This window comes from Sporosarcina sp. ZBG7A, from assembly GCF_000813425.1.
Lineage (GTDB): Bacteria > Bacillota > Bacilli > Bacillales_A > Planococcaceae > Sporosarcina.
The window spans coordinates 24144-50728 of sequence record NZ_JWIB01000014.1 but is presented as its reverse complement, the minus strand read 5'-3'; the positions used below and the strand labels follow the sequence as shown (position 1 = coordinate 50728).

Genomic DNA, 26585 nt, shown 5'->3' with positions numbered 1-26585 from the left:
GACTTAAAATTTAGAAAAAGGTTTGGGGACGTAGAAAAAGGGAACTATTAAAATGTTTGTTTGAATTCAAGTCAATGAAGGAGGCAGCAGCATGTCAAGTGACAATGTTAATCCGAAAGTTAAACAGTTTATGGATGAAAATAAAAATAAATTCGAACAAGAGCTCTTAATACAGGCAGTCACCGTCAATGATAGAATCGAAGAAATTCTTCGAATCGGTAATATTAACTTGATCGAGAATGCTCATAAACTTGTTGCCTTTGTAATTGAAGCAAAAAAAGATGAGTTGGAGTCTTTTGCTAAAGAGGAAGGAATTGCATGGGCGAAGCATTCACTAACACTCGCGTTCAAACTGGAATGGGTATCCGCAATCCGACGTACATTATGGAAGTTTACACAAGAGTACATACAAGTGAATATGAAAGAGTTTAAATTGAATGATTTCTTTGTTCTTGAAAAGAAAGTCAATTCCCGATTGGATCACTTTTTAAATGCATTTTTTATAAGCTATTCTTCATACAAAGATCAGGAAATCAAAGCCCAAAAGAATTTGGTGGAAAACTTGTCGGTTCCGATTATCCCCATCACACCGACAACTAGTATTCTGCCGTTGATTGGAATGCTAGATTATTACAGGACGACTGTAATTCAAGAAAAAGTGTTGAACGAGATTGGTCGTCTTCACATTCAAACGCTCATCCTCGATTTATCAGGAATTTCAGAAATGGAACACGAAGTCATTGATAATTTGAGTAAAGTCATTGAAAGTACGAAGCTGATGGGCTGCCAAACTGTCATCACGGGGCTTCGTCCGGAGGTTGTTCGCAAAATGGCAACGCTTGGTATTCGTTTTGAGGGGGAAACAAAGACCCTTGGTACGCTTCAACGTGCTTTACAGTCCTATTTATAAATTGAAAAAAGACGCTTATCCGCGGTCAAAGCGGGCAAGCGTCTTTTGTTTGTATTTATTTACAGTATCCCGCCATTGAAAATAGCCTTTTTCAATGGAGCGAATGAGCAGTTCAGCCGTCGCAATGTTTGTTGCAAGTGGAATGCCATATACATCGCAAAGACGTAACAACGCACTGACATCTGGTTCATGAGGTTGTGCTGTCAATGGATCCCGGAAAAATAGGATGAGATCCAATTCTCCAGTAGCAATCATCGCACCAATTTGCTGATCTCCGCCAAGTGGCCCAGAATTCATACGATTCACTTGTAGTTTAGTCTCTTCCATAATTCTTTTCCCAGTAGTTCCTGTAGCGTAAAGCGTATAATTTTCAAATATCGATTCATAGGCAATCGTGAAGTTTACCATTTCGTCTTTTTTTTCATCGTGGGCAATTAAAGCAATCTTCATGGTATGCGCCTCCTAACTGATTGTTTACAGAATAGCACACTGTATCGGAAAACGCTTTAAACATGAAACAACAATAATTTACCTGCAGGTGAAGCGAGGCGATGGGTCTGATTGAGCAGGTTTTGCTCTTCCAGCAACGTTTGTCCTTTCACTTTCGCTGCCTCGTCTGTATCAGCAGTAAATGTCTCATCCGCAATCATTTTTCCATCCTTTTCATACGCCGTCAATTTATACGTCCTCACAATCATCCACTCCAATCCGTTTCCTCTAGTATACACGTTTCCTACCATAAATGAATAGTGATTCATTACCAAAGGAATTCTTAATTCAACTAATATAGAATATTATGCATACAAAACTGGTGGTTTAATACAGTACCTATTTAGAAGTGATTACTTCAAATAGGCACTGTTTTTTATTACCACACAAATGGAATGTAAATGTTGCTTGACATTGTAAGGTTTGTAAAGTACGCTTTACGTAAAGGTACCTTTACTACTGAATGAGATCCCTTGTTATTATTTATAGATGGGAAGGGAGGGGACCCGTTGAGTGAAAAACTTGATAAGAGAGATCCGAATGGAAATGGGTCTTACGCAAGATGAACTTTCTGAAAGTTTGGAAGTATCTCGTCAGACGATTATCTCTCTGGAAAAAGGTAGGTACAATCCTTCGCTTATCCTAGCGTTTAAAATTTCCAAGTTGTTCAATCGCCCAATTGAAATGATATTTGATCCGGATGAAACGGAAGAAAAGTAGAAAAGGAGAATTTGAATGGATTGGATGTCAACCGCTTCTGGTTTCATTGTAGGTTTCGGAGTTGTTTCAATCATTGCTTTGATATTTTGGCGAAGAGGCAAGAAAAATCGATTATTCGATGAACGATATGAAAAAGTAGATGTCAAAGCAAGAACGGTTTCATGGATTACTTTCGTTGGACTGTCTTATCTCCTCGCTATAGCAGTTTTAATAATAGAGGGATGGACGCTCGCATCTATGTTATTAGCAAGTTTGTATGGTGTTGGATTATTTACGTATTTTGTAGCTGTACTTATCTATAACAGAAAACTATAAGATAAGTATTGAAATAGTTAAAGAGATTGCGAAATATTGAAACGGATTGAGTTGTAAATCGTAATCTTTAGTATAGAGAAATAAGGGGGAGTACAACCATGTCATTACAAATTGAACACGTGACAAAACGATTCGGTGACTTCACAGCTGTGAATGACCTTTCGTTAACAGTTGGAGAAGGAGCGATGTATGGTTTCTTGGGGGCGAACGGTGCGGGCAAAACGACGACATTTCGAATGATTCTAGGACTTCTGACACCAAACGAAGGACGTATTACTTGGAATGGGAAACCGATTTCTTATGCGACGAGCCCTCATATCGGCTATCTACCTGAGGAGCGCGGACTGTATCCGAAAATGAAAGTCGAAGAACAGCTGCTCTTTTTAGCGGAGCTGCGAGGTATGAAACGGTCCGATGCGAAACGGGAAATTGGCGGGTGGCTTGATCGTTTTGAAGTTCCGCAGTATTTGAACAAAAAAGTGGAGGAACTGTCAAAAGGGAATCAGCAGAAAATCCAAGTGATTGCAGCTCTTTTACATAAGCCGAAACTAATTATTTTGGATGAACCCTTCTCAGGGCTAGACCCAGTAAACGTGGAGATGTTGAAAAAAGCGATTCTTGATATTCGAAATAGCGGAGCGACGATTGTTTTTTCCAGTCACCGCATGGATCATGTGGAAGAATTATGTGAGCAATTCAGCATTATTGATCAGGGCAAGCAAATTGTCAGTGGGACATTGAAAGAAGTGAAACGCTCATTTGGAAAACAAAATGTACGCATCCGTTCAGATTATAAACTGGATGCACTTGCTGGACTTCCAGGCGTGAATTCTGTAAAACCAACGGTCGAAGGTGCAGTTTATCAGGTAGATTCTGACGAAACAGCAGAACTACTTCTGACGGAAGCGTTAAAAGCTGGACCTGTCCGACAATTTGAAATCGAAGAACCGACACTTCAAGATATCTTCATTGCAAAGGTGGGGAAGGAACATGCGTGAATTCTGGATTATATTCAAACAAGCATTTATGACGAAAGCAAAGACGAAGTCATTCGTCATTACGACAGTACTAGTGGTAGCGGGTATCTTTTTACTGTCAAACTTACCAAGAATTCTCGATTCGATTGATGGGATTGGTGGTGACGAGCCCACAACACTTAAAGTAATCGACGCGAGTGGGCAACTTGATGACCCACTCGCAGCAGTCCTTCAAGCGAATGAGTCTGACATTACGGTGGAGTCGACAGAAGAAAGTGAGAAGGATTTGGAGAAACAAGTCCGTTCTGAAGATATTGATTCGTTTCTGACGCTATCCTTGGATGAAACCAACACAATCCAGGCAAAGTATACGACTCTCAGTAGCATTGAAACTAGTTTGCCGGAAACGTTGCGCAATGCGCTGCAAACTGTTCAGGCGGGGGTCAAAGCTGATGAGCTATCCTTGTCGAGTGAACAAGTCGATTCTCTTTTTACACAAGTAAACTTTGAAAAGAATAATATTTCTGCTTCAGCAAAATCTGAGGATGAGTTGAATCAGGCACGTATATTAGTGTATGTCCTCATGTTTGTAATCTATTTTGCTGTCATCCTGTACTCAGGAATGATTGCAACGGAAGTCGCAACAGAAAAATCCTCCCGAGTGATGGAAATTCTGATCTCTAGTGTATCGCCGGTAAAGCATATGTTTGCTAAAGTACTCGGAATCGGAACACTTGGTATTGTCCAGATTGTGCTTTACGGAATTGCAGGATTCATCGCCTTTAAAACTTCTCCTTCAGAAGCGACTGAGGGGATCGGCAGTTTCTTCAACTTTACAGACATTAATCCGATGACACTTGTCTATGCAGTTGTGTTCTTCTTACTCGGGTACTTCTTATACGCGACGCTAGCAGCTCTTTTAGGCTCTCTCGTAAGCCGTACAGAAGACGTCCAGCAGATGATTATGCCGATGACGCTCATGATTGTTGCAGCATTCATATTGGCAGCATCAGGGTTAGGGAATCCTGAACTCGTGTACTTGAAGTACGCATCTTTCTTCCCGTTCTTCACACCACTGGTAATGTTTTTACGGGTAGGCATGTTGGATTTACCAATGTGGGAACCACTTCTTGCGATTGCAATTATGCTTGTGACCATCTTTGTACTAGGATGGTTTGGAGCGCGTGTTTATCGTGGCGGTGTCCTCATGTATGGTCCATCCCGATCATTGAAGGATATTAAGAAAGCGATTCAGTTAGGAAAAGAATAAGACTAGTTGAATCATCGAGTGTTCAAGCAGAGGAAAGCACGAATCCTCTGCTTTTTTGTGGAGTTTTTACAAGTGGAAATCTCTTGATTGCTGTCGCGTAACTACTTGGAATATGGTAAAATTAGAACAAATATTCGTTTTAGGAGGTGTCCACTATCAATGATTAGATTCCTACATACTGCGGACTTGCACTTAGACAGTCCATTTAAAGGAATAACGGACATGCCGATATCACGATTGACTGAACTTCGTGAAAGCACATTTGCAGCCTATGAAAAAATGATCCAGTATGCGGAGCAGTCCACACCGGATTTTGTTCTCATTGTAGGTGATATCTATGATGGAGAAGATCGTAGTTTGCGAGCACAAATGAGATTTGTCAAAGGACTTGAGCGTTTGCAACAAGCTAGTATTCCGGTGTTCATTTCCTATGGGAACCATGATCATCTCGGAGGTAAGTGGACACGATTCCAATTACCGGCTAACGTAACTGTATTTGGTCCGGAAGTGGAAACCTCAGAACTTGTTGTTCGAGGGCAGCGTATTCGGATCCATGGGTTCAGCTATAAGGAGCGTCACATTAAAGAAGCGATGATTGGACACTACCCGAAAGCGAATCGTGAACTAGGAACGATTGACATTGGCATGCTTCATGGCAGTATCGCAGGGGAAGAAACGCACGCCGTCTATGCCCCATTTACAAAAGAAGCGTTGATAGAAAAGGGCTATCAGTATTGGGCGCTTGGACATATTCATAAACGTCAACTTTTACATAATGAGCCCCCAATCGTCTATCCGGGGAACTTGCAAGGTCGTCATCGCAACGAACAGGGAGTGAAAGGCTTTTACGAAGTGGAACTTGAGGAGAATGTTGCCTCACTAAGCTTCGTTCCGACATCAGTCCTTGTATTTGATGAGATTAAGATGGATTGCACGGAAATGGGGCTTGCCAATGAGTGGCTGACTGCATGTCAGAATGCTGCGATTGAAGTCGTTGAGCGGAATGGCGCGAGTATTCTTAGTATCCGAAACGTTAACATTGGTGCAGAGGCAACTCAACTGTTCAGCGGTTCATCAGACGAAGAATGGCTAGAAGTTCTTCGTGATTCAGCGGATCGCAGTGCTTGGTTCTCTGAGCTATTATTTGAGTCGAACCAAAAGAGTGCGCTCTTGCCGGATTCTCCACTCGTTCGATCCGTGAAAGAGCAGATGGACAATTGGGATGAAGAAGATTGGAAAACGGTATTGCAGGATGTTTATCAGCATGCACGCTCGGGACCTTATTTGTCTTCATTAACCTCCGAAATGAAAGAAGAATTGAGCAGAGAAGCAGGAAAACTCATTTCAAATGAGCTCTCGACATGAAAATAGAGGTGACGCGATATGAAGATTGAGAGGATAACAATCTATGGATTTGGCCGTCACAGCAATGTGACGATTGAGCTAGGGGATGGAGTCACTGTCTTTTACGGAGAGAATGAAGCCGGAAAAACGACGATTCATCAATTCATTTTACAAGTGTTATTTGGATTTCCACCAAAAAATAACGCGCTGTTGCGTTATGAACCGAAGACCGGATCGCGCTACGGTGGGAAAATTGTCCTCAGAGATAAAAAGTATGGTGTGGTTGAAGTAGAGCGAATTCGAGGGAAATCAGCTGGAGATGTAACTATACGTTACGAAAATGGAACGACTGGTGGGCAAGCAGAACTCAATGATCTCTTGCGTCAGTATGATCGAACAGCCTTTGAGTCGGTCTTTTCGTTTTCACTGTTTCAGCTACAAGGTTTGGAGTATATGGATTCGGATGAGCTAAGCCGCACGTTACTATCATCAGGTACAACAGGGATCGATTCGTTGCTTCAATTAGAAAAACGGCTCGAGAAAGAAAAATCGGAGCTGTTTAAAAAATCGGGCAAAAACCCTCAAATGAATGTACTGTTAAAAGAACTCCGAGATCTAGAAGAGACACTGAAAACACAAAGAGCGAAAGTGGATGAATACGAACCCGCCGTGATTCGACTGGAAGAAGTAGAGAGGCAACTAATCCTGGAACGGAGTAAGATGCAGAACTGTCAAGCAGAGTCGAAAAAGCTTGAGAGCTCTCTCTTACGAATCCCAATCATTGCAAACAGAAAACGGTTGCTTACTGAAATTCAAGAACTCGGTCAGAATGAGTTCCCTCCGAACGGCATACGTGATCAAGAAATGTTGGAAAGTAAAAAACATGAAGCAGAAGCGGTTCACGCCAGGGCTTCATTTCAATTACAGAATGTGAAGGACCAGCTCGAAAAAGAGGGTCAAAAAGATCGAGAAGTGGCAGTAGAAGCATTACTTGCAAAAGAATCTGATTGGCAAGTACTTCAACAGGAACTTGTAAGTGCTAAGTCAGATATTGTCCGGTTAACATCGGAGCGACAGCGGCTACTTGGTCTTCTCGGTGCATCTGAGTCCTCTGCAGTTGAGGGGCTAGTGCAACTAGATACTTCGTTCACTCAGGAGCAACGCTTTCAGGAAGTGGCAGAACGCTTAAAGCAAACAGAACGTGCAGTTCAATCCACTCAGTTGGAGTTGCAACGTACCGAAGAGTTGCAGGGGAGAACTGTTCAGCAACTTGAGAGGCTGAATGCTGATGCTCCAAATTCTGATGAACGAGCGCAAGCAGCAAAGTGGCCGTCTGTACGTGCGCGTCTTTCTGAAGCGAAAGCGTATGTGTCCTTTGCAAGAAAAGAACAGCAGACATCTTCTAAAACAATCATATGGATCTTGCTTGCTGCGGCGATTGTGGTGGCGGGATACGGGGTATTGCAGCAACAGTGGATAATCGCTGTATTAGGCATAATTATTGCTGCAGTAAGTGGTTATGGACTGATGCAAAAGCAGCAAGCCCCTTCGCAATCAGATGAACGCATGAAAGAAATGAGTGCACTTGTAAAAGCTTATGAAGGAAAAGAAGAGGCATTTGAAGAACTATGCAAGAGGACGGATGATTTTATCCGAAAAGCGGAGCAGTTGAAAATGACAGCTGATGGTTATGCGATGGACATAGATTCCCTTAGAAGCGATTTAGCTAGCCGGACTCAAGAAGAAACGAACGTCCGCAGACAGCTTACAGAACAACTTATCGAATGTGGTTTGCCTGCTTCAACGGGAATTGAAGTGATTCCGGAGTTGTTCCGATTGGTACGTCAGTTGCAAGAAACAGAACGATTCTTAGTGGAGAGATTGAACGAACGGCAAGAAACCTATAAGAAGATCGAGGAATATCTTGAGTTTGCACGCACAGTGCTTGAGCGTGAAGTTCCAGAAGCAGACCTGTATACTTTAATCAGGCAAGAGGCACGAAAACTGCGTGATGCCTCGCTCACAGCCGAAACTTATGAACGGCAAGTTAAGGAACTATCAAGAACGATGGAAGAGAAAAAACTTGAATTGCAGGCGTATCGAGAACAAGAACACCAATTATTCGAGATGGCAGGCGTTCCTGACAAACAATCATTCTACGGTGCATATGATCGTTGGCAACATATCCAAACGTTACAACTGAGTTTAGACGGATTGAATGATCAGTTAAAGACGCTTCATCATGCAGAGGAATTTGGCGATGATGAAGGATGGATCCAGCAACAACTTGCCTTAACTGAAGAACAATTGGTAGCCGCAGAGCAAGTAATTTCGGAGTTGACAGATGAACGTGCTGCTTTGCTGCATAAAACGGAAGTGTTACTTTCTGATGATGCCCATCTGCATACACAACAGCTTTATGAAAACAAAAAAGCGGAGTTCAATTCCCTGGCGTTATCCTGGTCGAGTCGTCAAGTAGCGGCTGAAGCGATTCGTCAAACGATGGGAGATTTGAAAGAGAAAAAGTTACCCGCTGTACTAACACGAGCAAATATGATGTATCATCAGCTAACAGCTGGACAATATGCTCAACTGGAGATTAATCCAGACGGACAATTTCAAGCAATGCGCAAAGATGGTCAATCGTTTGCGATTGCGGAATTGAGCCAAGCGACGAAAGAACAAGCGTATTTAGCGCTTCGGCTATCGCTTGCGAGTGAGTTAGCGGATCAGGCTCCGTTTCCAATTATAATGGATGATCCCTTTGTCCATTTCGATGCAAAACGGCTATCCCACATGACTCAACTCATATCGGAATTGTCATCAGATCATCAATTTATCGTATTTACTTGCCATGAGACGCTAGCTCCTCATTGGCCAGAAGCTAAAATTATCAATGTTTCCGAAATTGGAAACTCACCCGAAGGAGTTGCATTATGAAAAAGTTATTAGATCATAAAGTAGGAGAACCGGTAGACTTATTTTTGTTCGTCAAACAATCCACAAAAGGTGTCACTCAACAAGGAAGTCCATTCATGTCACTAGTGTTACAAGACAAAAGTGGCGACTTGGAAGCAAAGCTTTGGGATACGGGAGAAGAGCAAGAGCGTTTGTACCCTGCAGCTGCTATTGTACGCGTAGGCGGGGAAGTTCACGAGTATCGTGGGAAAAACCAGCTACGCATTAAGAGCATTCGTCCTGCAAAAGCAGATGAAGGGATTACAATGTCCGATCTCGTTCCTTCTGCTGAAAAAAGTAAAGAGGAATTGATGGATGAGTTAATGCAATTCTTCTTTGAGATGAAGAACCCACAGATTCAAAGAATTACTCGTCATTTGATCAAAAAGCATCAGGAAGCGTTCATGATGTATCCAGCGGCAACTCGGAATCACCATGATTACGTATCGGGATTGCTCGATCATGTGGTTTCCATGTTGAAGCTAGCTAAAGCGGTAGCGGATCTGTATCCAACCTTGAACAAGGACTTATTGTACTCGGGTGTGATTTTGCATGATATCGGGAAAGTCATCGAATTATCCGGACCAGTTGCAGCTCACTACACAGTAGAAGGAAATTTACTCGGACATATTAGCATTATGGTGACGGAAATTTCTAAAGCTGCAGATGAGTTGGACGTATCCGGAGAAGAAGTAATGCTTCTTCAGCACATGGTCCTCTCCCATCACGGAAAAGAAGAGTGGGGTAGCCCGAAACGTCCAATGTTACCTGAAGCAGAAATGCTACACTACATCGATAATATCGATGCTAAAATGAACATGCTAAACCGAGCGATGAGTAAAACTGAGCCTGGAGAATTCTCGGAACGCATTTTCCCATTAGAGAATCGCTCATTCTATAAGCCAACATTTGAATGAAAATGGTGAAAAGGAGCTTCCGCGGAAGCTCCTTTTTTTTTGGGTGATTGGAGAGTGCTCATGGGAGAGTGCTCATAAACCTTTGAACGAGCGGGTTCTTGCGAAAAACGATCGGGTAGCCCTGAGGAACGAGCGGGTACTGGCGAGAAACGGTCGGGTTGCCGCGGAGAACGGGCGGGTTAAGATGGAAATCCTAACTCCTCCACTCTCAATCCCTAAATGCGTAGCGAAGCGAAGCACACCAATTAGGTTTGGTTTTGAATTAGGTAAAAGATGGATTGGTCGCGAGCTTGGATACGAATTGGAGAGTGGGCTTGCCGCGGGAACGGGAGAGTTCTGGCGAGAAACGATTGGGTTGCACCGGGGAACGGGCGGGTACTGACGAGAAACGGTCGGGTTGCCGCGGAGAACGGGCGGGTATTGGCGAGAAACGGTCGGGTTGCACCGGGGAACGAGCGGGTACTGGCGAGAAACGGTCGGGTTGCAACGGAGAACGAGCGGGTACTGACGAGAAACGAGCGGGTTGAGATGGAAATCCTAACTCCCCCAATCTCAATCCCTAAATGCGTAGCGAAGCGAAGCACACCAATTAGGTTTGGTTTTGAATGAGGGGAAAGATGGATTGGTCACGAGCTTGGATACGAATTGGAGCGGGGGCTTGCCGCGGGAACGGGAGAGTTCTGGCGTGAAACGAGGGGAAGTGCTCATAAATCTCTGAAAGTGATCATATGCCACAAAAACTTATCATAAATCTCCACACCCTCATACCCACAACAACTTTCCAACAAAAAAAGCCACATGCCCCGTCAGAACGTCTGACAGGCCATGTAGCTTATTCAAAATTACTTCTCTTCGCCTTCAGTGTCAGCCGGTGCATCTGCGCCGTCTTCTTTAGCTTCAGGCTTGCTTTGGTTAAACATGTCCAATGCAGATTTCAAATCTTTGTCTGCTACTTTCACGTCTGCATCTTTAATAAGCTTCGCAACTTTGTCGACAATTTTGCTTGTATCCGCTTTGGCAAGCTTCAACTCTTGTTTTGCTTTTTCTTTGTCTGCTTTAGAAGGCTCTTTGTCGTCTGCTTTACGCGTGTCTTCTAATTTGATGATGTGGAATCCGAACTCAGATTGAACAGGTTCGCTGATTGTTCCTTTTTCCATTGCTACAGCAGCATCCCAGAATTCTGGAACCATTTTACCTTCACCAAACCATCCAAGTTCGCCGCCAGACTTGTCAGCGCCTTCTTCAGTTGAGTATTCTTTAGCAAGTTTCGCGAAATCTTCGCCTGCATCTGCTTTCTTCTTCACTTCTTTAGCCTTCTCTTCGTCTGCAACCAAGATGTGGCTAGCTTTTATTTCTGTATTCTTTTGTTCTAGATATTTGTTAAGTTCATCATCGCTTACCTTAATACCATCTGTAAGCGCGGCTTCTTGCAATTTGTTGAGCTTAAGTGCTTTTTTGAAACCGTCCGCTGTTTGACCTTGTTGTGCGAGGTATTGATCGAAGTTGTCGCCAAGCTGTTCTTTGACATCATCGTATTCTGCCTGCACATCTTTGTCAGATACATCATATTTTGAATCGAGGACCTTTTCAATAACCATCATTTGCAGTGCTTGTTCACCAACGGAATCTTTCATCTCTTGGTAAAATTCACTCTTTGTTATATCTCCATCTTTGGATGTAACGATTGCTTCATCATCAGAAGCATTCCCTGAACAAGCCGAGAGTGCAAGAACAGATGCTGCCAACGTGAACGATAGTACTGTTTTTTTCATAGTTTAGATACTCCTCTGTAAATGTAATTAACAATTGTCACTATAACATACAAACGAATCGAGTACAAAAAGGTTCCCACTATAATCGCCCAACTATTGAAAAGGGGTTCGCATAAGATACAAAAGAAGAGAGGGGGTGCTTCGATGAGTGGATATGCTGGAGGTACTGGAGCAGGATCTGGTTTCGCATTGTTGGTTGTCCTGTTCATTCTATTGATCATTGTAGGCGCGGCTTACCTGTACTAAAACATGAAAAAAGTCCATCCCGTTTTACGGGGTGGACTTTTCGCTATTTAGACCTTCAAAAAGACTTCAACGTAAAGTGATAACATTAAGATAGTAATCAGTACATTTACAGTTGCATATATTTTATTTTGCTTTTCTTCAGGAATTTCTCGTGATTCGCAGAGCGCGAACGTCATTTTGTTGATTTGGAACAAGTAGAATAGTGAAAAGAGAACAGTTATTATTAAAATCACGTGCATACCCCCTTTGGACATCTCTTCCCATCATAGCAGACTGAGCAGAGATTTGGGAATTATTTATCCTCACCAGATACGAGTTTCAATTCACTAGGTGTCGCTGTGAGATGCCCATTTTCTTCTTCAAAAGTTTGGCCGAGGCTTTCAAATCCCTTTTCGAAAATTTCCATGAAATCTTCACCATACACATTGCGAATGACGGACATGACTTCCAAAAACTCAGGGAACTTTCCGTAAAGATTTTTAATGGGAAGGGACCCATCTAAAATTGAATGATCAGAGACAAAGTAATTTTCGGTCATCTTCTTGATTAAATCTTCGCCATGATCTGTGACGAGAACATATGTATTCCGGCGATCGTCTTCTTTTTTGAAAAACTTTAAGTACCCACGTTGTTCTAATTTCTTGGAAAAGTTGAATGCGGTAGATACATGCATGACTCCGAATTTTGCGATATCTGAGATCGTAGCACCTTGTAGATGATATGCAATCCAAAGTATGTGATGTTCGTTAATATTCAAGTCATAAGGTTTTATCCATTGTTGCCAGTCTTTTTCTACAGCTTTCCACAACGCTTTGGACATCTGCGCAAGACGTTGAGTGTAAATCATTGCTTCCTTAAAGGAATACTCTTGTTCGGACATGCAAGCACCTACTTTCTTTTTTCTATAGATGCTTTCATTATAGCAGGAAAGCAACAAATAAAAAAGTTAGAATTGAAAAAATAATTGAAATCGTTTCAAATACTAAAAGAAAAATAAAAAAACATCCCCAAAATGAGGATGCTCTTGTCGTCTTATCAATTATTTTGTTGTGCAGCAACAGAACGTTCAAGTTCTTCAATGGCAGATTGGATTTCTAGAATCTCGCTTTCTAACCGGTTCCGCGATCCTTCATCCGCAGTGCGCCAACCGCCTACAGAATCTTTGACCCCTTCAATCGCAGGTTGGACATTCTCGTTTGCAAAATCAGAAACGGATTCTTTCAACTCATTGACTCTACCTTTCACGTCTTTTAGCTTTGACTTTATATCGGCAGATGCAGTTGCGACGGAAGTTCTCATTTCGCTTCCAGACTGCGGAGTTGAGTAAAGAACTGTAATGGCAGCAGCAACTGACCCGACAGCCAGTCCTGCAAAAAATGTAGATGTTTTCATTTATAGCTCACTCCTTCCTAGTTGGTTCATTTCCTTGTCGTGAATAGTTGAAACATGATTGGATTTTAAATGATACGTTACACGTTTGTTTGGAGAATCTTTTTAATGTCTCCCGCAAGTTCTTGAATCCGTTCGCTTGGGAACTCTTCTGTTTTTGGATTCCATGTAGGACGATACCCATCCGTTTCGTCGTATCTTGGGACGAAATGCAGATGGAAGTGGAAAACGGCTTGGCCGGCTGCTGCGCCATTATTTTGGACGAGGTTCATACCCGCAGGTTCAAACGTATCCTTAATGGCGTTTGCAATTTTAGGAGCAACTGCAAACAGATGAGAAGCCTCATCAGAAGTCAGGTCATACACATTTTCCCTATGTGTTTTAGGGATGAGGAGGACATGCCCTTTTGTAACTGGCATAATGTCCATGAAAGCAATTACGTGTTCATCTTCATACAAAACTTCTCCAGGGAGTTCCCCGGCTACGATTTTACAGAAAATACAAGAGGACATTTGTACACTTCCTTTCATGAATGTCATTAGTGTAGCATATTTTCAGATAATCAGCATGAGCTGGACAAGGCATTGTTGTTTCAAATTTGGTAAACTATAAGAAGAATGGAGGATGACGCATGGCAATACTTGATTTGAAAGACGTAACAGGCGGTTATTCAAGAAAACCTGTTCTACATGAAGTATCATTTAACATTCAAAAAGGTGAATTAGTCGGGCTGATTGGACTAAATGGTGCCGGGAAAAGTACAACCATCAAACATATTATCGGGTTGATGAATCCTCAAGGGGGATCCATTGAAATTAACGGTGTCGCGTTTGACGAGGATGCTGAATTGTATCGAAAGTCATTCAGTTACATTCCTGAAACGCCAATATTGTATGAAGAACTGACACTACGTGAGCATCTAGAACTTACCGCTATGGCGTACGGACTCCCGCAAGACATATTTGAAGCAAGATCAGCGGCGTTACTGAAAGAGTTCAGAATGGAAAAACGATTAAAATGGTATCCCTCTCATTTTTCTAAAGGGATGCGGCAAAAGGTTATGATCATGTGTGCATTTCTTGCAGAACCTGCACTCTATATTATTGACGAACCCTTTGTCGGACTAGATCCATTAGGCATTCGCTCATTGCTTGCTCAACTTACACAGAGAACGGAAAATGGCGCATCGGTTTTGATGTCGACACACGTATTGTCGACTGCTGAAAAACATTGCGATCGAATCATCCTCTTGCACGAAGGCAGCGTGCGGGCACACGGAACGATGGACGATTTACGAAAAGCATTCGGACGTCCGGATGCATCACTGGATGACTTATACATTGCGATGACAGAGGAAGCTGATTATGAACAGCTTACGTGAAGTGTGGGGGAACCGTTTCGGTAAATATTTGATGGAGTTGCAGCGCTACTTGCAATATGTATTCACGGGACATTTGGCAATCGTGTTGCTGTTTTCGATAGGAGCAGCAGGCTATTCCTATAGTGAATGGTTAAAAGATGTACCCCCTGACTTACCTGCGGCTCGGCTCATCGCCCTGTTGCTAGCTGCTTCAACGTTCATAGCGACACCAGTGACACTTCTGAAACCAGCAGATGCTGTCTATTTACTGCCACTTGAAAAAGAATTACCAACGTATACAAGCCGAGCGTTAAGTTGGACGTTCTTTTCAAAATTACCTTTACCAATCATTGTTTTCATCGTAGCACTACCAATGCTAAGTGCTTATGAAATAGGGAGTAAACCGATATTCGGCTTATTACTTCTACTGATCATTGCTGTTTTGTGGGCAAGTGTGCGAACCGAGTTTCTTTATCGGAAAGCTAACGAAGGACAGGGAGTGTGGCGGGACCGATTCATCCGTTTCGTACTGAACGCACTATTGTTTTATGCAGTACTCTCTGATCAGTGGATTATCCTGATTGTTATTACAATTGCCTATTTGCTATACGCTACTTTGTGGATGAAAAAAGCGAACGTACAACCATTTCCCTATGATCACTTCATCGAACTCGAGCAAAATCGGATGATGAGTTTTTATCGATTTGCCAACTACTTTACTGAAGTCCCTCATTTAAAGGGGTCGATAAGTAAGCGGTCATGGCTCGGTCTATTCATGCCTGATGCAAATGTTGAACATACAGATGCACAAAGCTTTTTGCTACGTCGGACGTTTATCCGGACGGACGAATCGTTTTGGCTTTGGTTGCGGCTAACGGTGCTATCGATTTTAGGAGTGCTGTTCATCCCATTCCCAATCGTGGCATTCATTTTCATTGGGGCACTAGCCTTCGCCTCAGCGATTCAGACGTTGCAAACACTTCGTGGTGGTGATGAATTCCGGATGGATTTGTTATTCCCGAATACAGAAGAGACACGACCAAAAGAAATTTTCCGTTTGACGGAGCGTGTCCAATGGTTGCAAGCAGGGCTAATAGTAATTGCAGGCTTACTCATGCATGGTCTGTCAATAACACCTTTTGTCATGGGTGCAATTGTACTGATTATTTCTGAAGCGACGATTCGATTATCAAATAACAAAGATGAAGAGTAGGAATATTCGAAAAAGTACTTGCAAAACGGAGGAAGAATTCGTTACAATAATTAAAAGGGTTCCGAGGTGAGAAAGATGGAGAATAATTATTCATATGCTGAGTTCCTAAAGGCTGTGGGAAAGAATAGTTCCTCAATGCAAGCGGAAAAAATGCTGAATGACATCTACATCGATTTGTTTCTTAATCATATCCACCGTGAACAAACTCGAACACGTTTGCTGGAAGAGATTGATGCGGCCCTGGATCGTAATGATAAACCGACTTTTATGCAACTGACTGATTCGTTACGTAAATTAGACGAAAAAGATTGATTTAAAACTGTGCGCAATCGCGTACAGTTTTTTTATGAGAAAAAACGTACGTTCGCTTTTTGCTTTGGTATGAAGAGGGAATGTGATAAAATAGACAATAGAGGAATACTAGGGAGTGACGTTCAGTGATAGATACATTTGGCTTACAAGCACCATATACACCTCAAGGAGATCAGCCGGCTGCCATCAAGGAGTTGGTTGCTGGTATTGAGAAAGGTGAAAAGCACCAAACATTACTAGGGGCAACAGGTACAGGTAAGACATTTACCGTTTCAAACGTTGTAACCGAGGTAAATAAACCGACTTTGGTCATTGCTCATAACAAAACGCTTGCGGGTCAACTCTATAGTGAATTCAAAGAGTTCTTCCCTAATAACGCAGTTGAATACTTTGTAAGTTTTTATGACTACTATCAGCCGGAAGCTTATGTCCCTCAAACAGATACGTACATTGAAAAAGACTCCAGTATAAACGATGAAATAGATAAGTTACGTCACTCAGCGACGGCATCACTCTTTGAACGAAGAGACGTCCTAATTGTTGCTTCCGTATCATGTATTTACGGTCTAGGTTCACCTGAAGAATATGGTGCCCATATGATTTCACTACGCCCAGGTCTGGAAATTGATAGGAATCAGTTATTACGTAAATTCGTGGATAACTTGTATGAGCGCAATGATGTGAGTTTTACACGCGGAACGTTTCGTGTACGAGGGGATGTCGTGGAAATCTTCCCTGCATCTCAAGACGAACGATGTATCCGTATTGAATTTTTCGGAGATGAAATTGAGCGATTACGTGAAGTGGATGCACTAACAGGTGAAGTGCTAGGTGAACGCGAACACGTAGCGATTTTCCCGAATTCCCACTTCGTAACTGGTGAAGCGAAAATGGTGAAAGCGATTGAACGAATAGAAATAGAATTGGAAGAACAGCTGAAAATACTTCGAGAAAATGACAAACTGCTTGAAGCACAGAGACTTGAACAACGCACACGGTACGACCTGGAAATGATGCGAGAAATGGGCTTCTGTTCAGGAATCGAAAACTATTCCCGTCATCTATCCCTTCGCGACGCGGGAGAGACACCTTATACGTTGATCGACTATTTCCCTGATGATTTCCTCATTGTGGCGGATGAGAGCCACGTGACGCTTCCACAAATCCGAGGTATGTACAACGGGGACCAAGCGAGGAAGAAGGTTTTAGTTGAGCACGGATTCCGACTTCCTTCCGCATTGGACAACCGCCCACTTATGTTTGAGGAATTTGAAAAACATGTCAATCAGGCAATTTATGTCTCGGCAACACCGGGACCTTATGAAATCGAACATACGCCAAAAATGGTTGAACAGATTATTCGTCCTACTGGTTTGCTCGACCCCATTATTGAGATACGTCCAATTGAAGGGCAAATTGACGATTTATTGGATGAAATCAATGAACGGGCAAAACGAAACGAACGTGTGCTTGTTACGACGCTCACGAAAAAAATGTCTGAAGACTTGACGGATTACTTGAAAGAAGCTGGCGTGAAAGTGAACTACCTTCACTCTGAAATCAAAACCTTAGAGCGGATAGAAATCATTCGTGAGCTAAGACTTGGTGTATATGATGTCTTAGTAGGCATTAACTTATTGAGAGAAGGACTGGATATTCCAGAGGTGTCACTCGTGACAATATTGGATGCAGATAAAGAAGGGTTCCTACGTTCAGAACGCGCGCTCATTCAAACAATTGGACGTGCTGCACGGAACTCTGAAGGACGAGTTATCATGTACGCCGACCGGTATACGGATTCCATGAACAAAGCAATCGAAGAAACACAGCGACGCAGAGAGATACAGATGGCTTATAACGAAGAGCACAATATTACGCCGACAACGATTCAAAAGGGAATTCGCGATGTCATCCGAGCGACACAAGCTTCTGAAGAATCCATCTCCTTTGTGGATAAAGTAACAGAAGGTAAGAAGTTGACGAAAGAAGAGAAAACAACATTACTTGCTTCACTGGAAAAAGAAATGAAAGAATCAGCGAAAGCACTAGACTTTGAACGTGCTGCTGAACTCCGGGATACAATATTGGAATTGAAAGCGGAAAGGTGAGAAGGCATGAAAAATACTGAAATCTATATACAAGGTGCCCGAGCGCACAACTTGAAAAACATAAACGTGACGATCCCGAGAGATCAGTTAGTCGTCATGACAGGTCTCTCCGGATCAGGGAAATCATCTCTCGCTTTTGATACGATTTATGCAGAAGGTCAACGCAGATATGTTGAGTCTCTCTCTTCTTATGCTCGGCAATTTCTTGGGCAGATGGACAAACCTGACGTAGATCTAATAGAAGGTCTATCACCGGCCATTTCGATAGACCAAAAAACGACGAGTAGAAATCCACGTTCTACAGTTGGTACCGTTACAGAAGTATACGACTATTTAAGATTGCTTTACGCGCGTGTTGGAAAGCCGATTTGTCCGAATCATGGGATTGAAATCACCTCGCAAACAGTTGAGCAAATGACAGACCGTGTACTTGAGTTGGATGAACGGACACGTATTCAAATATTAGCACCCATAATTTCAGGTCGAAAAGGAACCCATGTTAAGTTACTGGAAGACTTGAAAAAACAAGGGTATGTCCGTGTTCGAATTGATGGTGAAACATTCGATCTAGATGACAATATCGAACTCAACAAAAACAAAAAACATAACATAGAAGTCGTTGTCGACCGAGTCGTTATCAAAGAAGGCATTGCAGGTCGACTCAGTGACTCACTTGAAGCGGCTCTTCGCCTTTCAGAAGGAACTGCACTTGTCGATGTAATAGATGGGGAAGAACTATTATTTAGTGAACACCATGCCTGTCCAATTTGTGGGTTCTCAATAGGGGAACTTGAACCGAGAATGTTTTCGTTCAACAGCCCATTTGGTGCATGTCCGGATTGCGATGGACTCGGTATGAAATTAGAAGTAGATCCGGATCTAGTTATCCCTGATTCTTCACTATCCTTAAAAGGGGATGCGATAGTTCCTTGGATACCGACGAGTTCACAATACTATCCAGAACTGCTGAAGACAGTTGCGCAGCATTACGGAATTTCTATGGACTGTCCTGTGAGTGAATTGGCTCCAGACGATTTGGATAAAATTCTTTACGGTTCGAAAGAAGAAAAAATACGATTTAAATATACGAACGAGTTTGGTCAGACCCGTGATAATGCAATTTACTTTGAAGGTGTATTATCTAATATAGAGCGCCGTTTCAGAGAGACTTCTTCCGACTATGTTCGTGAACAGATGGAGAAGTATATGGCGCAACGTCCATGTCCAACTTGCAAGGGCTACCGATTGAAACAAGAATCGCTCGCTGTAAAAGTCGCTAACATCCACGTTGGTCAAGTGACAGAGAAATCGATTGTCGAAGCTCAGGCGTTTTTCGATAACCTTCAGCTTTCAGAAAAGGATACAAAAATTGCTGAGCTGATCCTTCGGGAGATTAACGAGCGACTCGGTTTTCTTGTAAATGTAGGTCTCGATTATTTGACGCTATCTCGCGCAGCGGGAACTCTTTCAGGTGGAGAAGCGCAAAGAATCCGGCTTGCGACTCAAATTGGCTCCCGTCTAACGGGCGTTCTGTATATCTTGGATGAGCCTTCTATTGGACTTCATCAAAGAGACAATGACCGGCTAATCAGTACGTTGAAGAGTATGAGGGATATTGGGAACACACTCATTGTCGTGGAGCATGATGAGGACACGATGATGGAAGCTGATTACTTAATCGATATCGGCCCAGGAGCGGGTGTAGCGGGAGGAGAAATCGTTTCTGCTGGAACACCACAAGAAGTGATGGCAGATCCAAACTCGTTGACTGGACAGTATTTGAGTGGGAAGCGGTATATTCCTTTGCCGACGGAACGACGGAAATCAGACGGTCGGAAAGTGATAATAAAAGGCGCTTCTGAAAACAATCTTAAAAAAGTGAATGTCGATTTCCCGCTTGGCCAGTTCATTGCAGTGACAGGTGTTTCCGGATCAGGAAAGAGTACACTTATCAACAATGTACTTTATAAAATATTGGCACAAAAGTTGAATCGTTCAAAACAACGTCCAGGTGCGTATAAAAGCGTTGATGGATTGGAAGAATTAGAAAAGGTTATTGAAATCGACCAATCTCCAATTGGACGAACACCTCGTTCGAACCCTGCTACTTATACGGGTGTATTCGACGATGTAAGAGACGTTTTCTCCATGACCAACGAAGCGAAAGTACGTGGTTACAAAAAAGGAAGATTCAGTTTCAATGTAAAGGGCGGACGATGTGAAGCGTGCCGTGGAGATGGGATTCTTAAAATCGAGATGCATTTTCTGCCGGATGTCTACGTACCTTGTGATGTGTGTCATGGGAAACGATATAACCGTGAAACGCTTGAAGTGACGTATAAAGGGAAAAACATTGCTGATGTACTAGAAATGACAGCAGAAACTGCAACTGAGTTCTTTGAAAACATCCCTAAAATTCAACGGAAACTCCAAACAATAGTTGACGTCGGCCTAGGGTATGTTCAATTAGGGCAGCCTGCGACAACGCTTTCTGGCGGTGAAGCACAACGTGTAAAACTTGCTTCGGAACTTCACAAACGGTCTAACGGGAAGTCTTTCTACATTTTGGATGAACCGACTACGGGACTTCACGTACATGATATCGCGAAACTCCTAAAAGTTTTGGAGCGACTTGTTGACTCCGGAAATACAGTGTTAGTTATAGAACACAATCTAGATGTCATTAAAACCGTTGATCATATTATTGACCTTGGACCAGAAGGTGGCGACAAAGGCGGACAAATCATCGCTACTGGTACACCTGAACAAGTTGCTGAAAATAAACAATCTTATACAGGAATGTACTTGAAACCTATCTTGAATCGGGATCGCGGTCGTATGACTGCAAGACTTGAACAGGCTGAAAATCCAGTGACATGAAACTTTTTGGGTTACGAACCGTATAGATAAGCAAATCATATGCACCATCATTCCACATAGGAGGCGAAAGAAATGCAAAACGAAAGAAAACGCATTTTAACTATGCTTGAAAATGGAACGATTTCAACGGACGAGGCTTTGACTCTATTAGAGGCGTTATCTCAAAGTGAACCTGCAAAGAAGTCTGCTGATTTTTCTATTGATATTGAACCAGCTAAAACACAAGATCATGGACAGAAAAAAACAGAAGAAGACTCTTTTGCTGAGTCAGGAAAAGAAGAGCAATCCAAAGGAAAAGCTAAATCTGGTTGGTCAGGCACTTCTGCCGAGGAATTCATGGAAGACGTTCGTAAGGATTTAACGAATGTCGGTGACCAGTTTATGCAATTCATGCAAAGTGCAGTTCAAAAAGTGAAGCAGTTCGATATGGATAATCCGTTTGGCGCTTCAACGACGTTTGAACACAAAATGCAAAAAGAAGTAAAAGAGTTGGAAGAACTCATCGTGGATATCGATAACGGTAAACTATCGATTGTCCCGGGTGAAGGAGAAGAAATTTCAGCAGTCTTTTCAGTGAAGACCTTCACGTCAAGTTCTGAAGAAGAAGCAAAGAAGGAGTTTTTGGAAAAACTTATTTTTGTAACTGATGATCAGTCACTTAGAATTTCAAGTAATTCCAAAACGGTACAAGTGAATACAGTGCTCACCGTTCCTAAAAAAACGTATCGTAAGATTTCAGTACGATTGTTGAATGGCGGATTCGATTTCCGTAATTTGGAGGCTGATGTCCTTCGTGTAAAGACAGCTAACGGAAAAGTTAATCTAAGCTACGTTAAAGCGGGAGAAGTGGACATCGAAACCCTTAATGGAGAAATCCGTTTGCTAAGCATTGAAAGTCATAAACTGGAGACACAGACATTGAACGGACTCATCTACATTGATGGGAAAGTGAAAGACACGCAAGCTCGTACACTCAACGGATCTATCTCAGTGACAACTTCCCATGAATGTCCTGAAAAAATAGATGTGAAAAGCGTTGGGGGAAATATAGAGTTGTATGTACCTAGCTCGCTATCGTTAGTAGGTAGCATTACATCAACCATCGGTAGCCTGAACCTGAAACTGCCGGATGTTGAGAATACGTCCAATCAGGATCAGCTTTTACATCGTTCCATGAACTTTAAGAAGGATGAACAGGATTCTCCTTCTACACTTCATTTGTTTGCTGAATCTAAAACAGGTTCAGTCATGGTTTGTTATTCTCCTGATAAGAACGAATAATGAATAGAGTCAGCCTTCTCTCTTACTAATCGAGGGAAGGCTTTTTAATTCATGGTTAAAAATTTTAAGACAAGCGAAGTCATCGATGCAAAAAACCGTTCAAAATCCATTGTACAATGGTAGAATGATGCATAGATGACAATTGAAGATGGAGGTGGCCGATCAGATGGGTGGAGTCACGGTAAAAGATATTAAGGAACGGTTTGACTTGGAATTGCTTGCTGGAGCTAGTGGAATCGACAGAACGATTGAGTTAAGTGACATATCCCGTCCAGGGCTTGAGATGGCAGGCTATTTTGATTTCTATACACGCACACGCATCCAACTGTTAGGGAAGACGGAGATTTCGTTTTTTGAATTGCTACCTGAAGCTCTTCGCGTTGAACGGATGAATTTGTTATGCACACCGGACACACCTGCATTCGTTTTGGCACATGGTGTTACATTACCAGCGGAGCTTGAAATCGCTGCAGAAAGAATGGGGATATCTGTTCTTGGTGCCGATATACCAACTACCAGACTTTCGGGCATGTTGACAAATTTCATTGCGGGTCGCCTGGCACCGATGAAAACACTTCATGGTGTTTTAGTGGATGTCTATGGGATTGGTGTGTTAATCACTGGAAAGAGTGGTGTTGGGAAAAGTGAGACAGCTCTCGAACTTGTTAAACGCGGACATCGACTCATTGCAGATGATTCGGTTGAAATCCGTGAAGTGGCAAAAAATATTTTAATCGGAAGTCCTCCACCTTTGCTCCAACATATGTTGGAGATCCGAGGCGTGGGTATCATTGATATTATGACCTTATTTGGCGCGAGTTCGGTAAAAGATGATAAGCGGATTGTTCTCATCATCGACTTGGAACTATGGGATCCTGAGAAAATGTATGATCGTCTAGGTGTCGATGAAGACAAATTTAAGATCATGGATTCAGAAGTGACGAAGTTAGTTGTGCCGGTTCGTCCGGGTAGGAATCTATCGGTTATTATCGAAGTGGCTGCTATGGATTATCGACTCAAATCGTTAGGTATTAATGCAGCTGAAGAATTTACAAACAAGCTGGATGCAGTGATTAGTCAAAAGGCGACTGCAGCAGAAGAAAAGGGGATTCACCGGTAAATGAATACATTATTAGCGATCGATCCAGTTGCGTTTTCGTTCGGTACTTTTGAAGTCCGTTGGTATGGAATCTTAATTGCAACGGGAATCATTTTAGCGTTTTTACTAGTTCAAAGAGAAATGGTAAAACAAAAGATGCATCCAGACTTCTTGACGGATATGCTCATTTGGGCAGTTCCAATCTCCATTATTTCTGCACGAATTTACTATGTCATCTTTTCTTGGGAATTCTATAAAGATCATCCTGGAGATATTATTAAAATCTGGGAAGGCGGCATCGCCATACACGGTGCCCTAATAGGAGCGATTATTACAGCGGCTATCTTCACTAGAAAACGTGGTGTTTCTTTCTGGAAAGTAGCTGATATTACAGCACCTGGTCTACTCATCGGACAAATTATCGGGCGTTGGGGCAATTTCATGAACCAAGAAGCGCATGGCGGTCCAGTGTCTCAGTCTTTCCTTGAAAATAACATCATTCCTGATTGGATCATGAATCAGATGACGATTGAGGGTGTTACCTATCATCCTACGTTTTTGTATGAATCCGTGTGGAATCTCGTGGGTCTTGCGATCATCCTATTGTTGCGAAGAGTCAACTTGAAACGTGGAGAAATCTTCTTCTTCTATATCATTTGGTATTCAGTTGGACGTTTCTTCATCGAAGGAATGAGAACGGATAGCTTGTATGGAGGAGATCTCCGTGCAGCACAAGTCGTATCTATTTTGGGAGTGGTCATTGCACTGGGGCTACTCATCTACCGCAGGTTCATTATGAAAACGGATGTGAGGTATAATGACAAATAATGATAATATGGCGACGCTCAAGAATGGGTTAGGAGCGGGATTAAAAACAACTTGGTCACTGGGGAAAATTATTTTCCCCATCACGATTCTTGTAGTAATTTTACAACATACTCCTATATTACCTTGGATAGTTAAGCTGATTTCTCCATTCATGAATCTTTTTGGATTGAGTGGAGAAGCGGCAATCCCGCTAGTCCTCGGAAATGCATTGAACTTGTACGCCGGAATCGCTGGAATCTTATCGCTCGACTTGACGGTGAAAGAAGTGTTTATCATTGCGATGATGCTTAGTTTTTCACACAACCTGTTCATCGAAACTGGGGTTGCGTTGAAAGTGGGCGTCAAACTATGGATTGTGTTGGTAGTGCGTTTCGGTTTGGCAGCGTTATCCGGGATTGTCATTAACCTCGTTTGGCAAGGCGGTGGAGAAATCGCGAAATATGGGATTGCTCCTGAAACGGCTATAGTTCCTGACGGCTGGTTTGATATTTTCTTATTGGGGCTGCAAAAAGCATCTTTTGGAGTCTTGCAACTCGCACTCATTGTTATCCCGTTGATGCTCGTTGTCCAATTCTTGAAAGACCGAAATTACTTAGAGAAGTTCTCCTCTAAATTTTCACCAGTTACTAAACTTATTGGTGTACAGCCGAACGCTTCGTTAACGTTAGTGGCGGGACTTGTCATAGGTTTAGCATATGGTGCAGGTGTAATGATCCAGGCGGTTCAAGAAGACGGTGTTAGTAACAGGGATGCAACACTATCGTTCATATTCCTTGTCGCATGTCACGCAGTCGTCGAAGATACGTTATTATTCATCCCATTAGGTATCGCGGTCTGGCCACTGCTCCTGATCCGCGTTATAACCGCATTCGTTCTGACGATTGCAGTCGCGTTTTTCTGGAGACAAAAGCTGAACGAGAAACTGGAAAAGGAGGCTACTGTTTTCAATGGATAAGCCAATTACAACGATACTGTTCGATTTGGACGGTACTTTACTTGATACGAACGAACTAATCATGCAATCATTTGAACAATTACTCGGCAAACATTACCCGGGAAAATATACACGAATAGATATTTTGCCTTTTTTAGGACCTACTTTAGCAGAGACATTTAATGGGATGGACCCTTCCAAGACAGAAGGGATGATTCAGGAATATCGTGAATGGAACCTTGCGAACCATGACCGATTGGTGGATGAGTTTGATGGAGTTACGGAAGTATTGACCCAATTAGCTAACAGTGGCATCCGAATGGCGATTGTGTCGACGAAAAGAAATGACATGGTTCATAAAGGGTTAGATTTAATTGGCATCACACACTTATTTGAAACTATAGTTGGATTAGACGACGTACAACGTCCCAAACCAGATCCTGAACCACTTTTACTTGCGATGGACCGGTTGAATGCTTCAAAAGAAGAAGTCCTAATGGTTGGCGATAACTTCCACGACATTGAAGGTGGGAAAAATGCTGGGGTTCGTACAGCTGCTGTTGCTTGGTCTGCAAAAGGTTCTGAATTTCTTTCGACTTTTAACCCAGACTATATGTTGACCCACATTTCAGATTTATACGAACTTGTAGGTGTGAAGGGCAAATGAGAAAGACGGAGCGTTTTCGTGTAAAGGGTGAAGGAAACTCACTTTGGAACTTGTACAAATCGGTTTCAATTTTTAAAGTCATGAAAAACTTTGTTGTCATACAAATTGCTCGCTATACACCGTCATTCAAAGTGAAGAACTGGTTATATAGAACATTCTTGCGGATGGAGGTCGGACAGCGTACCGCATTTGCTCTTATGGTCTTTCCTGATGTAATGTTTCCCGAACGCATTCAGGTAGGGAGAAATTCCGTTATAGGGTTCAACTCCACTATCCTGGCTCACGAATACCTAATAGATGAGTATCGGATTGGGAACGTGGTCATTGGTGACGAAGTCATGATCGGTGCAAACTCCACAATATTACCAGGCGTTACTATCGGTGATGGAGCTGTAGTTTCTGCAGCTTCGTTGGTGAATAGAGATATCCCGGCGGGTGCATTTGCAGGAGGGAACCCTGTTCGAATTATTTACACAGCTGATCAGGTTGCAGAACGGAACGAAAACAAACTTAAGGTTTAAGATTGTACAAAAGAGTTATGGTATACTGTAGTCATATTGCAAGAAGGAGCGTTTCCCTCGTTCCTTCTTGTTTTT

The 26585-nt window shown here is 42.5% G+C and carries 28 protein-coding genes; 21 read left to right on the top strand and 7 right to left on the bottom strand.

All coding sequences use genetic code 11. The annotated features are described in order from the left end of the window. The first annotated feature begins 91 nt into the window (after positions 1 to 91). The gene (locus tag RL70_RS06275; protein ID WP_039042573.1) at positions 92 to 910 is read left to right on the top strand and encodes an STAS domain-containing protein; all 819 of its coding nucleotides are present in this window, start codon (positions 92 to 94) and stop codon (positions 908 to 910) included. A gap of 15 nt (positions 911 to 925) precedes the next feature. On the opposite strand, the gene mgsA is transcribed toward RL70_RS06275, so the two are convergent. Together mgsA and RL70_RS06265 are read right to left on the bottom strand one after the other, a co-directional pair. After that, on the bottom strand, positions 926 to 1360 hold the full coding sequence (gene mgsA, locus RL70_RS06270; RefSeq protein WP_039042572.1) for a methylglyoxal synthase: 435 nt from the start codon (positions 1358 to 1360) through the stop codon (positions 926 to 928). Positions 1361 to 1416: 56 nt separating this feature from the next. Then, positions 1417 to 1602 carry a YhzD family protein gene (locus RL70_RS06265; RefSeq protein ID WP_039042590.1) on the bottom strand — a complete coding sequence of 62 codons (186 nt, stop codon included), beginning with the start codon at positions 1600 to 1602 and terminating at the stop codon, positions 1417 to 1419. A gap of 310 nt (positions 1603 to 1912) precedes the next feature. Here RL70_RS06265 and RL70_RS06260 point away from each other — a divergent pair, with 310 nt between their 5' ends. From RL70_RS06260 to RL70_RS06225, 8 genes are all read left to right on the top strand, one after another. After that, a complete protein-coding gene (locus RL70_RS06260; RefSeq protein ID WP_039042571.1) occupies positions 1913 to 2119 on the top strand; it encodes a helix-turn-helix transcriptional regulator in 207 nt (68 codons plus the stop codon). 15 nt (positions 2120 to 2134) lie between these two features. After that, positions 2135 to 2434, top strand: a complete 300-nt coding sequence (locus RL70_RS06255) for a hypothetical protein (protein ID WP_039042570.1) — start codon at positions 2135 to 2137, stop codon at positions 2432 to 2434. A gap of 98 nt (positions 2435 to 2532) precedes the next feature. Continuing rightward, complete coding sequence (locus tag RL70_RS06250) at positions 2533 to 3432, top strand: ABC transporter ATP-binding protein (protein WP_039042569.1); 900 nt, start codon at positions 2533 to 2535, stop codon at positions 3430 to 3432. Beyond that, positions 3425 to 4681: an ABC transporter permease gene (locus tag RL70_RS06245; RefSeq protein WP_039042568.1), complete on the top strand. Its 1257-nt coding sequence runs from the start codon at positions 3425 to 3427 to the stop codon at positions 4679 to 4681. The genes RL70_RS06250 and RL70_RS06245 overlap by 8 nt, the downstream gene beginning before the upstream one ends. A 159-nt stretch (positions 4682 to 4840) precedes the next feature. Beyond that, a complete protein-coding gene (locus RL70_RS06240; protein WP_039042567.1) occupies positions 4841 to 6046 on the top strand; it encodes a DNA repair exonuclease in 1206 nt (401 codons plus the stop codon). Positions 6047 to 6064: 18 nt separating this feature from the next. Next, entirely contained in the window at positions 6065 to 8965 is a 2901-nt protein-coding gene (locus tag RL70_RS06235) for an AAA family ATPase (RefSeq protein WP_039042566.1), read from the top strand. Beyond that, positions 8962 to 9900, top strand: coding sequence for a 3'-5' exoribonuclease YhaM (gene yhaM, locus RL70_RS06230; RefSeq protein WP_039042565.1), 939 nt, complete (start codon positions 8962 to 8964; stop codon positions 9898 to 9900). Before RL70_RS06235 ends, yhaM begins: the two co-directional genes overlap by 4 nt. Before the next feature lie 184 nt (positions 9901 to 10084). Next, complete coding sequence (locus RL70_RS06225; protein ID WP_197054087.1) at positions 10085 to 10282, top strand: hypothetical protein; 198 nt, start codon at positions 10085 to 10087, stop codon at positions 10280 to 10282. Positions 10283 to 10742: 460 nt separating this feature from the next. On the opposite strand, the gene RL70_RS06220 is transcribed toward RL70_RS06225, so the two are convergent. Beyond that, positions 10743 to 11672, bottom strand: a complete 930-nt coding sequence (locus RL70_RS06220) for a peptidylprolyl isomerase (RefSeq protein ID WP_039042563.1) — start codon at positions 11670 to 11672, stop codon at positions 10743 to 10745. 144 nt (positions 11673 to 11816) lie between these two features. Between RL70_RS06220 and RL70_RS17485 the strand changes: the two genes are divergently transcribed. Then, positions 11817 to 11918: a YjcZ family sporulation protein gene (locus RL70_RS17485; protein ID WP_082003340.1), complete on the top strand. Its 102-nt coding sequence runs from the start codon at positions 11817 to 11819 to the stop codon at positions 11916 to 11918. A 47-nt stretch (positions 11919 to 11965) separates the two neighbouring features. Here the strand turns inward: RL70_RS17485 and RL70_RS06215 are convergent, their stop codons facing one another. The 4 genes from RL70_RS06215 to RL70_RS06200 all read right to left on the bottom strand — a co-directional run bounded on the left by RL70_RS06215 (position 11966) and on the right by RL70_RS06200 (position 13819). Further along, complete coding sequence (locus tag RL70_RS06215; RefSeq protein WP_025783103.1) at positions 11966 to 12151, bottom strand: hypothetical protein; 186 nt, start codon at positions 12149 to 12151, stop codon at positions 11966 to 11968. Between the two features lie 59 nt (positions 12152 to 12210). Beyond that, positions 12211 to 12798 (bottom strand): HTH-type transcriptional regulator Hpr, encoded by a 588-nt coding sequence (locus RL70_RS06210; RefSeq protein WP_039042562.1) that lies wholly within the window; start codon positions 12796 to 12798, stop codon positions 12211 to 12213. A gap of 155 nt (positions 12799 to 12953) precedes the next feature. Beyond that, a complete protein-coding gene (locus RL70_RS06205; protein WP_039042561.1) occupies positions 12954 to 13310 on the bottom strand; it encodes a YtxH domain-containing protein in 357 nt (118 codons plus the stop codon). A 77-nt stretch (positions 13311 to 13387) separates the two neighbouring features. Continuing rightward, positions 13388 to 13819 carry an HIT family protein gene (locus RL70_RS06200; protein ID WP_039042560.1) on the bottom strand — a complete coding sequence of 144 codons (432 nt, stop codon included), beginning with the start codon at positions 13817 to 13819 and terminating at the stop codon, positions 13388 to 13390. 119 nt (positions 13820 to 13938) lie between these two features. Between RL70_RS06200 and RL70_RS06195 the strand changes: the two genes are divergently transcribed. The 11 genes from RL70_RS06195 (at position 13939) to RL70_RS06145 (ending at position 26510) form a co-directional block, all read left to right on the top strand. Continuing rightward, complete coding sequence (locus RL70_RS06195) at positions 13939 to 14688, top strand: ABC transporter ATP-binding protein (RefSeq protein ID WP_039042559.1); 750 nt, start codon at positions 13939 to 13941, stop codon at positions 14686 to 14688. Beyond that, positions 14672 to 15880, top strand: coding sequence for an ABC transporter permease (locus RL70_RS06190; RefSeq protein ID WP_039042558.1), 1209 nt, complete (start codon positions 14672 to 14674; stop codon positions 15878 to 15880). The genes RL70_RS06195 and RL70_RS06190 overlap by 17 nt, the downstream gene beginning before the upstream one ends. A 135-nt stretch (positions 15881 to 16015) precedes the next feature. Next, positions 16016 to 16192: an IDEAL domain-containing protein gene (locus RL70_RS06185; protein WP_369795203.1), complete on the top strand. Its 177-nt coding sequence runs from the start codon at positions 16016 to 16018 to the stop codon at positions 16190 to 16192. A 128-nt stretch (positions 16193 to 16320) separates the two neighbouring features. Beyond that, positions 16321 to 18300: an excinuclease ABC subunit UvrB gene (uvrB, locus tag RL70_RS06180; RefSeq protein ID WP_369795204.1), complete on the top strand. Its 1980-nt coding sequence runs from the start codon at positions 16321 to 16323 to the stop codon at positions 18298 to 18300. 6 nt (positions 18301 to 18306) lie between these two features. After that, on the top strand, positions 18307 to 21180 hold the full coding sequence (uvrA, locus tag RL70_RS06175) for an excinuclease ABC subunit UvrA (RefSeq protein ID WP_039042556.1): 2874 nt from the start codon (positions 18307 to 18309) through the stop codon (positions 21178 to 21180). 72 nt (positions 21181 to 21252) lie between these two features. Then, a complete protein-coding gene (locus RL70_RS06170; protein ID WP_039042555.1) occupies positions 21253 to 22461 on the top strand; it encodes a DUF4097 family beta strand repeat-containing protein in 1209 nt (402 codons plus the stop codon). Positions 22462 to 22627: 166 nt separating this feature from the next. Beyond that, on the top strand, positions 22628 to 23581 hold the full coding sequence (gene hprK, locus RL70_RS06165; RefSeq protein WP_039042554.1) for an HPr(Ser) kinase/phosphatase: 954 nt from the start codon (positions 22628 to 22630) through the stop codon (positions 23579 to 23581). Then, positions 23582 to 24388 (top strand): prolipoprotein diacylglyceryl transferase, encoded by an 807-nt coding sequence (gene lgt, locus RL70_RS06160; RefSeq protein WP_039042553.1) that lies wholly within the window; start codon positions 23582 to 23584, stop codon positions 24386 to 24388. It begins immediately after the preceding gene. 7 nt (positions 24389 to 24395) lie between these two features. Then, entirely contained in the window at positions 24396 to 25343 is a 948-nt protein-coding gene (locus RL70_RS06155) for a nucleoside recognition domain-containing protein (protein ID WP_039042589.1), read from the top strand. Then, entirely contained in the window at positions 25336 to 25989 is a 654-nt protein-coding gene (ppaX, locus tag RL70_RS06150; RefSeq protein ID WP_039042552.1) for a pyrophosphatase PpaX, read from the top strand. The genes RL70_RS06155 and ppaX overlap by 8 nt, the downstream gene beginning before the upstream one ends. Next, a complete protein-coding gene (locus RL70_RS06145) occupies positions 25986 to 26510 on the top strand; it encodes a DapH/DapD/GlmU-related protein (protein ID WP_039042551.1) in 525 nt (174 codons plus the stop codon). Before ppaX ends, RL70_RS06145 begins: the two co-directional genes overlap by 4 nt. Positions 26511 to 26585: the final 75 nt, after the last annotated feature.

Excerpts from the sequence above, each read along its gene's own strand:
- RL70_RS06155 (WP_039042589.1), top strand. The coding sequence starts at position 24,396 with ATGGCGACGCTCAAGAATGGGTTAGGAGCGGGATTAAAAACAACTTGG.
- RL70_RS06145 (WP_039042551.1), top strand. The coding sequence starts at position 25,986 with ATGAGAAAGACGGAGCGTTTTCGTGTAAAGGGTGAAGGAAACTCACTT.
- RL70_RS06235 (WP_039042566.1), top strand. The coding sequence starts at position 6,065 with ATGAAGATTGAGAGGATAACAATCTATGGATTTGGCCGTCACAGCAAT.
- RL70_RS06200 (WP_039042560.1), bottom strand. The coding sequence starts at position 13,819 with ATGTCCTCTTGTATTTTCTGTAAAATCGTAGCCGGGGAACTCCCTGGA.
- yhaM (WP_039042565.1), top strand. The coding sequence starts at position 8,962 with ATGAAAAAGTTATTAGATCATAAAGTAGGAGAACCGGTAGACTTATTT.
- RL70_RS17485 (WP_082003340.1), top strand. The coding sequence starts at position 11,817 with ATGAGTGGATATGCTGGAGGTACTGGAGCAGGATCTGGTTTCGCATTG.
- mgsA (WP_039042572.1), bottom strand. The coding sequence starts at position 1,360 with ATGAAGATTGCTTTAATTGCCCACGATGAAAAAAAAGACGAAATGGTA.
- lgt (WP_039042553.1), top strand. The coding sequence starts at position 23,582 with ATGAATACATTATTAGCGATCGATCCAGTTGCGTTTTCGTTCGGTACT.
- RL70_RS06275 (WP_039042573.1), top strand. The coding sequence starts at position 92 with ATGTCAAGTGACAATGTTAATCCGAAAGTTAAACAGTTTATGGATGAA.
- RL70_RS06245 (WP_039042568.1), top strand. The coding sequence starts at position 3,425 with ATGCGTGAATTCTGGATTATATTCAAACAAGCATTTATGACGAAAGCA.
- RL70_RS06250 (WP_039042569.1), top strand. The coding sequence starts at position 2,533 with ATGTCATTACAAATTGAACACGTGACAAAACGATTCGGTGACTTCACA.
- RL70_RS06190 (WP_039042558.1), top strand. The coding sequence starts at position 14,672 with ATGAACAGCTTACGTGAAGTGTGGGGGAACCGTTTCGGTAAATATTTG.
- RL70_RS06220 (WP_039042563.1), bottom strand. The coding sequence starts at position 11,672 with ATGAAAAAAACAGTACTATCGTTCACGTTGGCAGCATCTGTTCTTGCA.
- RL70_RS06255 (WP_039042570.1), top strand. The coding sequence starts at position 2,135 with ATGGATTGGATGTCAACCGCTTCTGGTTTCATTGTAGGTTTCGGAGTT.
- RL70_RS06170 (WP_039042555.1), top strand. The coding sequence starts at position 21,253 with ATGCAAAACGAAAGAAAACGCATTTTAACTATGCTTGAAAATGGAACG.
- ppaX (WP_039042552.1), top strand. The coding sequence starts at position 25,336 with ATGGATAAGCCAATTACAACGATACTGTTCGATTTGGACGGTACTTTA.
- RL70_RS06205 (WP_039042561.1), bottom strand. The coding sequence starts at position 13,310 with ATGAAAACATCTACATTTTTTGCAGGACTGGCTGTCGGGTCAGTTGCT.
- hprK (WP_039042554.1), top strand. The coding sequence starts at position 22,628 with ATGGGTGGAGTCACGGTAAAAGATATTAAGGAACGGTTTGACTTGGAA.
- RL70_RS06225 (WP_197054087.1), top strand. The coding sequence starts at position 10,085 with ATGGAAATCCTAACTCCTCCACTCTCAATCCCTAAATGCGTAGCGAAG.
- RL70_RS06195 (WP_039042559.1), top strand. The coding sequence starts at position 13,939 with ATGGCAATACTTGATTTGAAAGACGTAACAGGCGGTTATTCAAGAAAA.
- uvrA (WP_039042556.1), top strand. The coding sequence starts at position 18,307 with ATGAAAAATACTGAAATCTATATACAAGGTGCCCGAGCGCACAACTTG.
- RL70_RS06185 (WP_369795203.1), top strand. The coding sequence starts at position 16,016 with ATGCAAGCGGAAAAAATGCTGAATGACATCTACATCGATTTGTTTCTT.
- RL70_RS06210 (WP_039042562.1), bottom strand. The coding sequence starts at position 12,798 with ATGTCCGAACAAGAGTATTCCTTTAAGGAAGCAATGATTTACACTCAA.
- RL70_RS06240 (WP_039042567.1), top strand. The coding sequence starts at position 4,841 with ATGATTAGATTCCTACATACTGCGGACTTGCACTTAGACAGTCCATTT.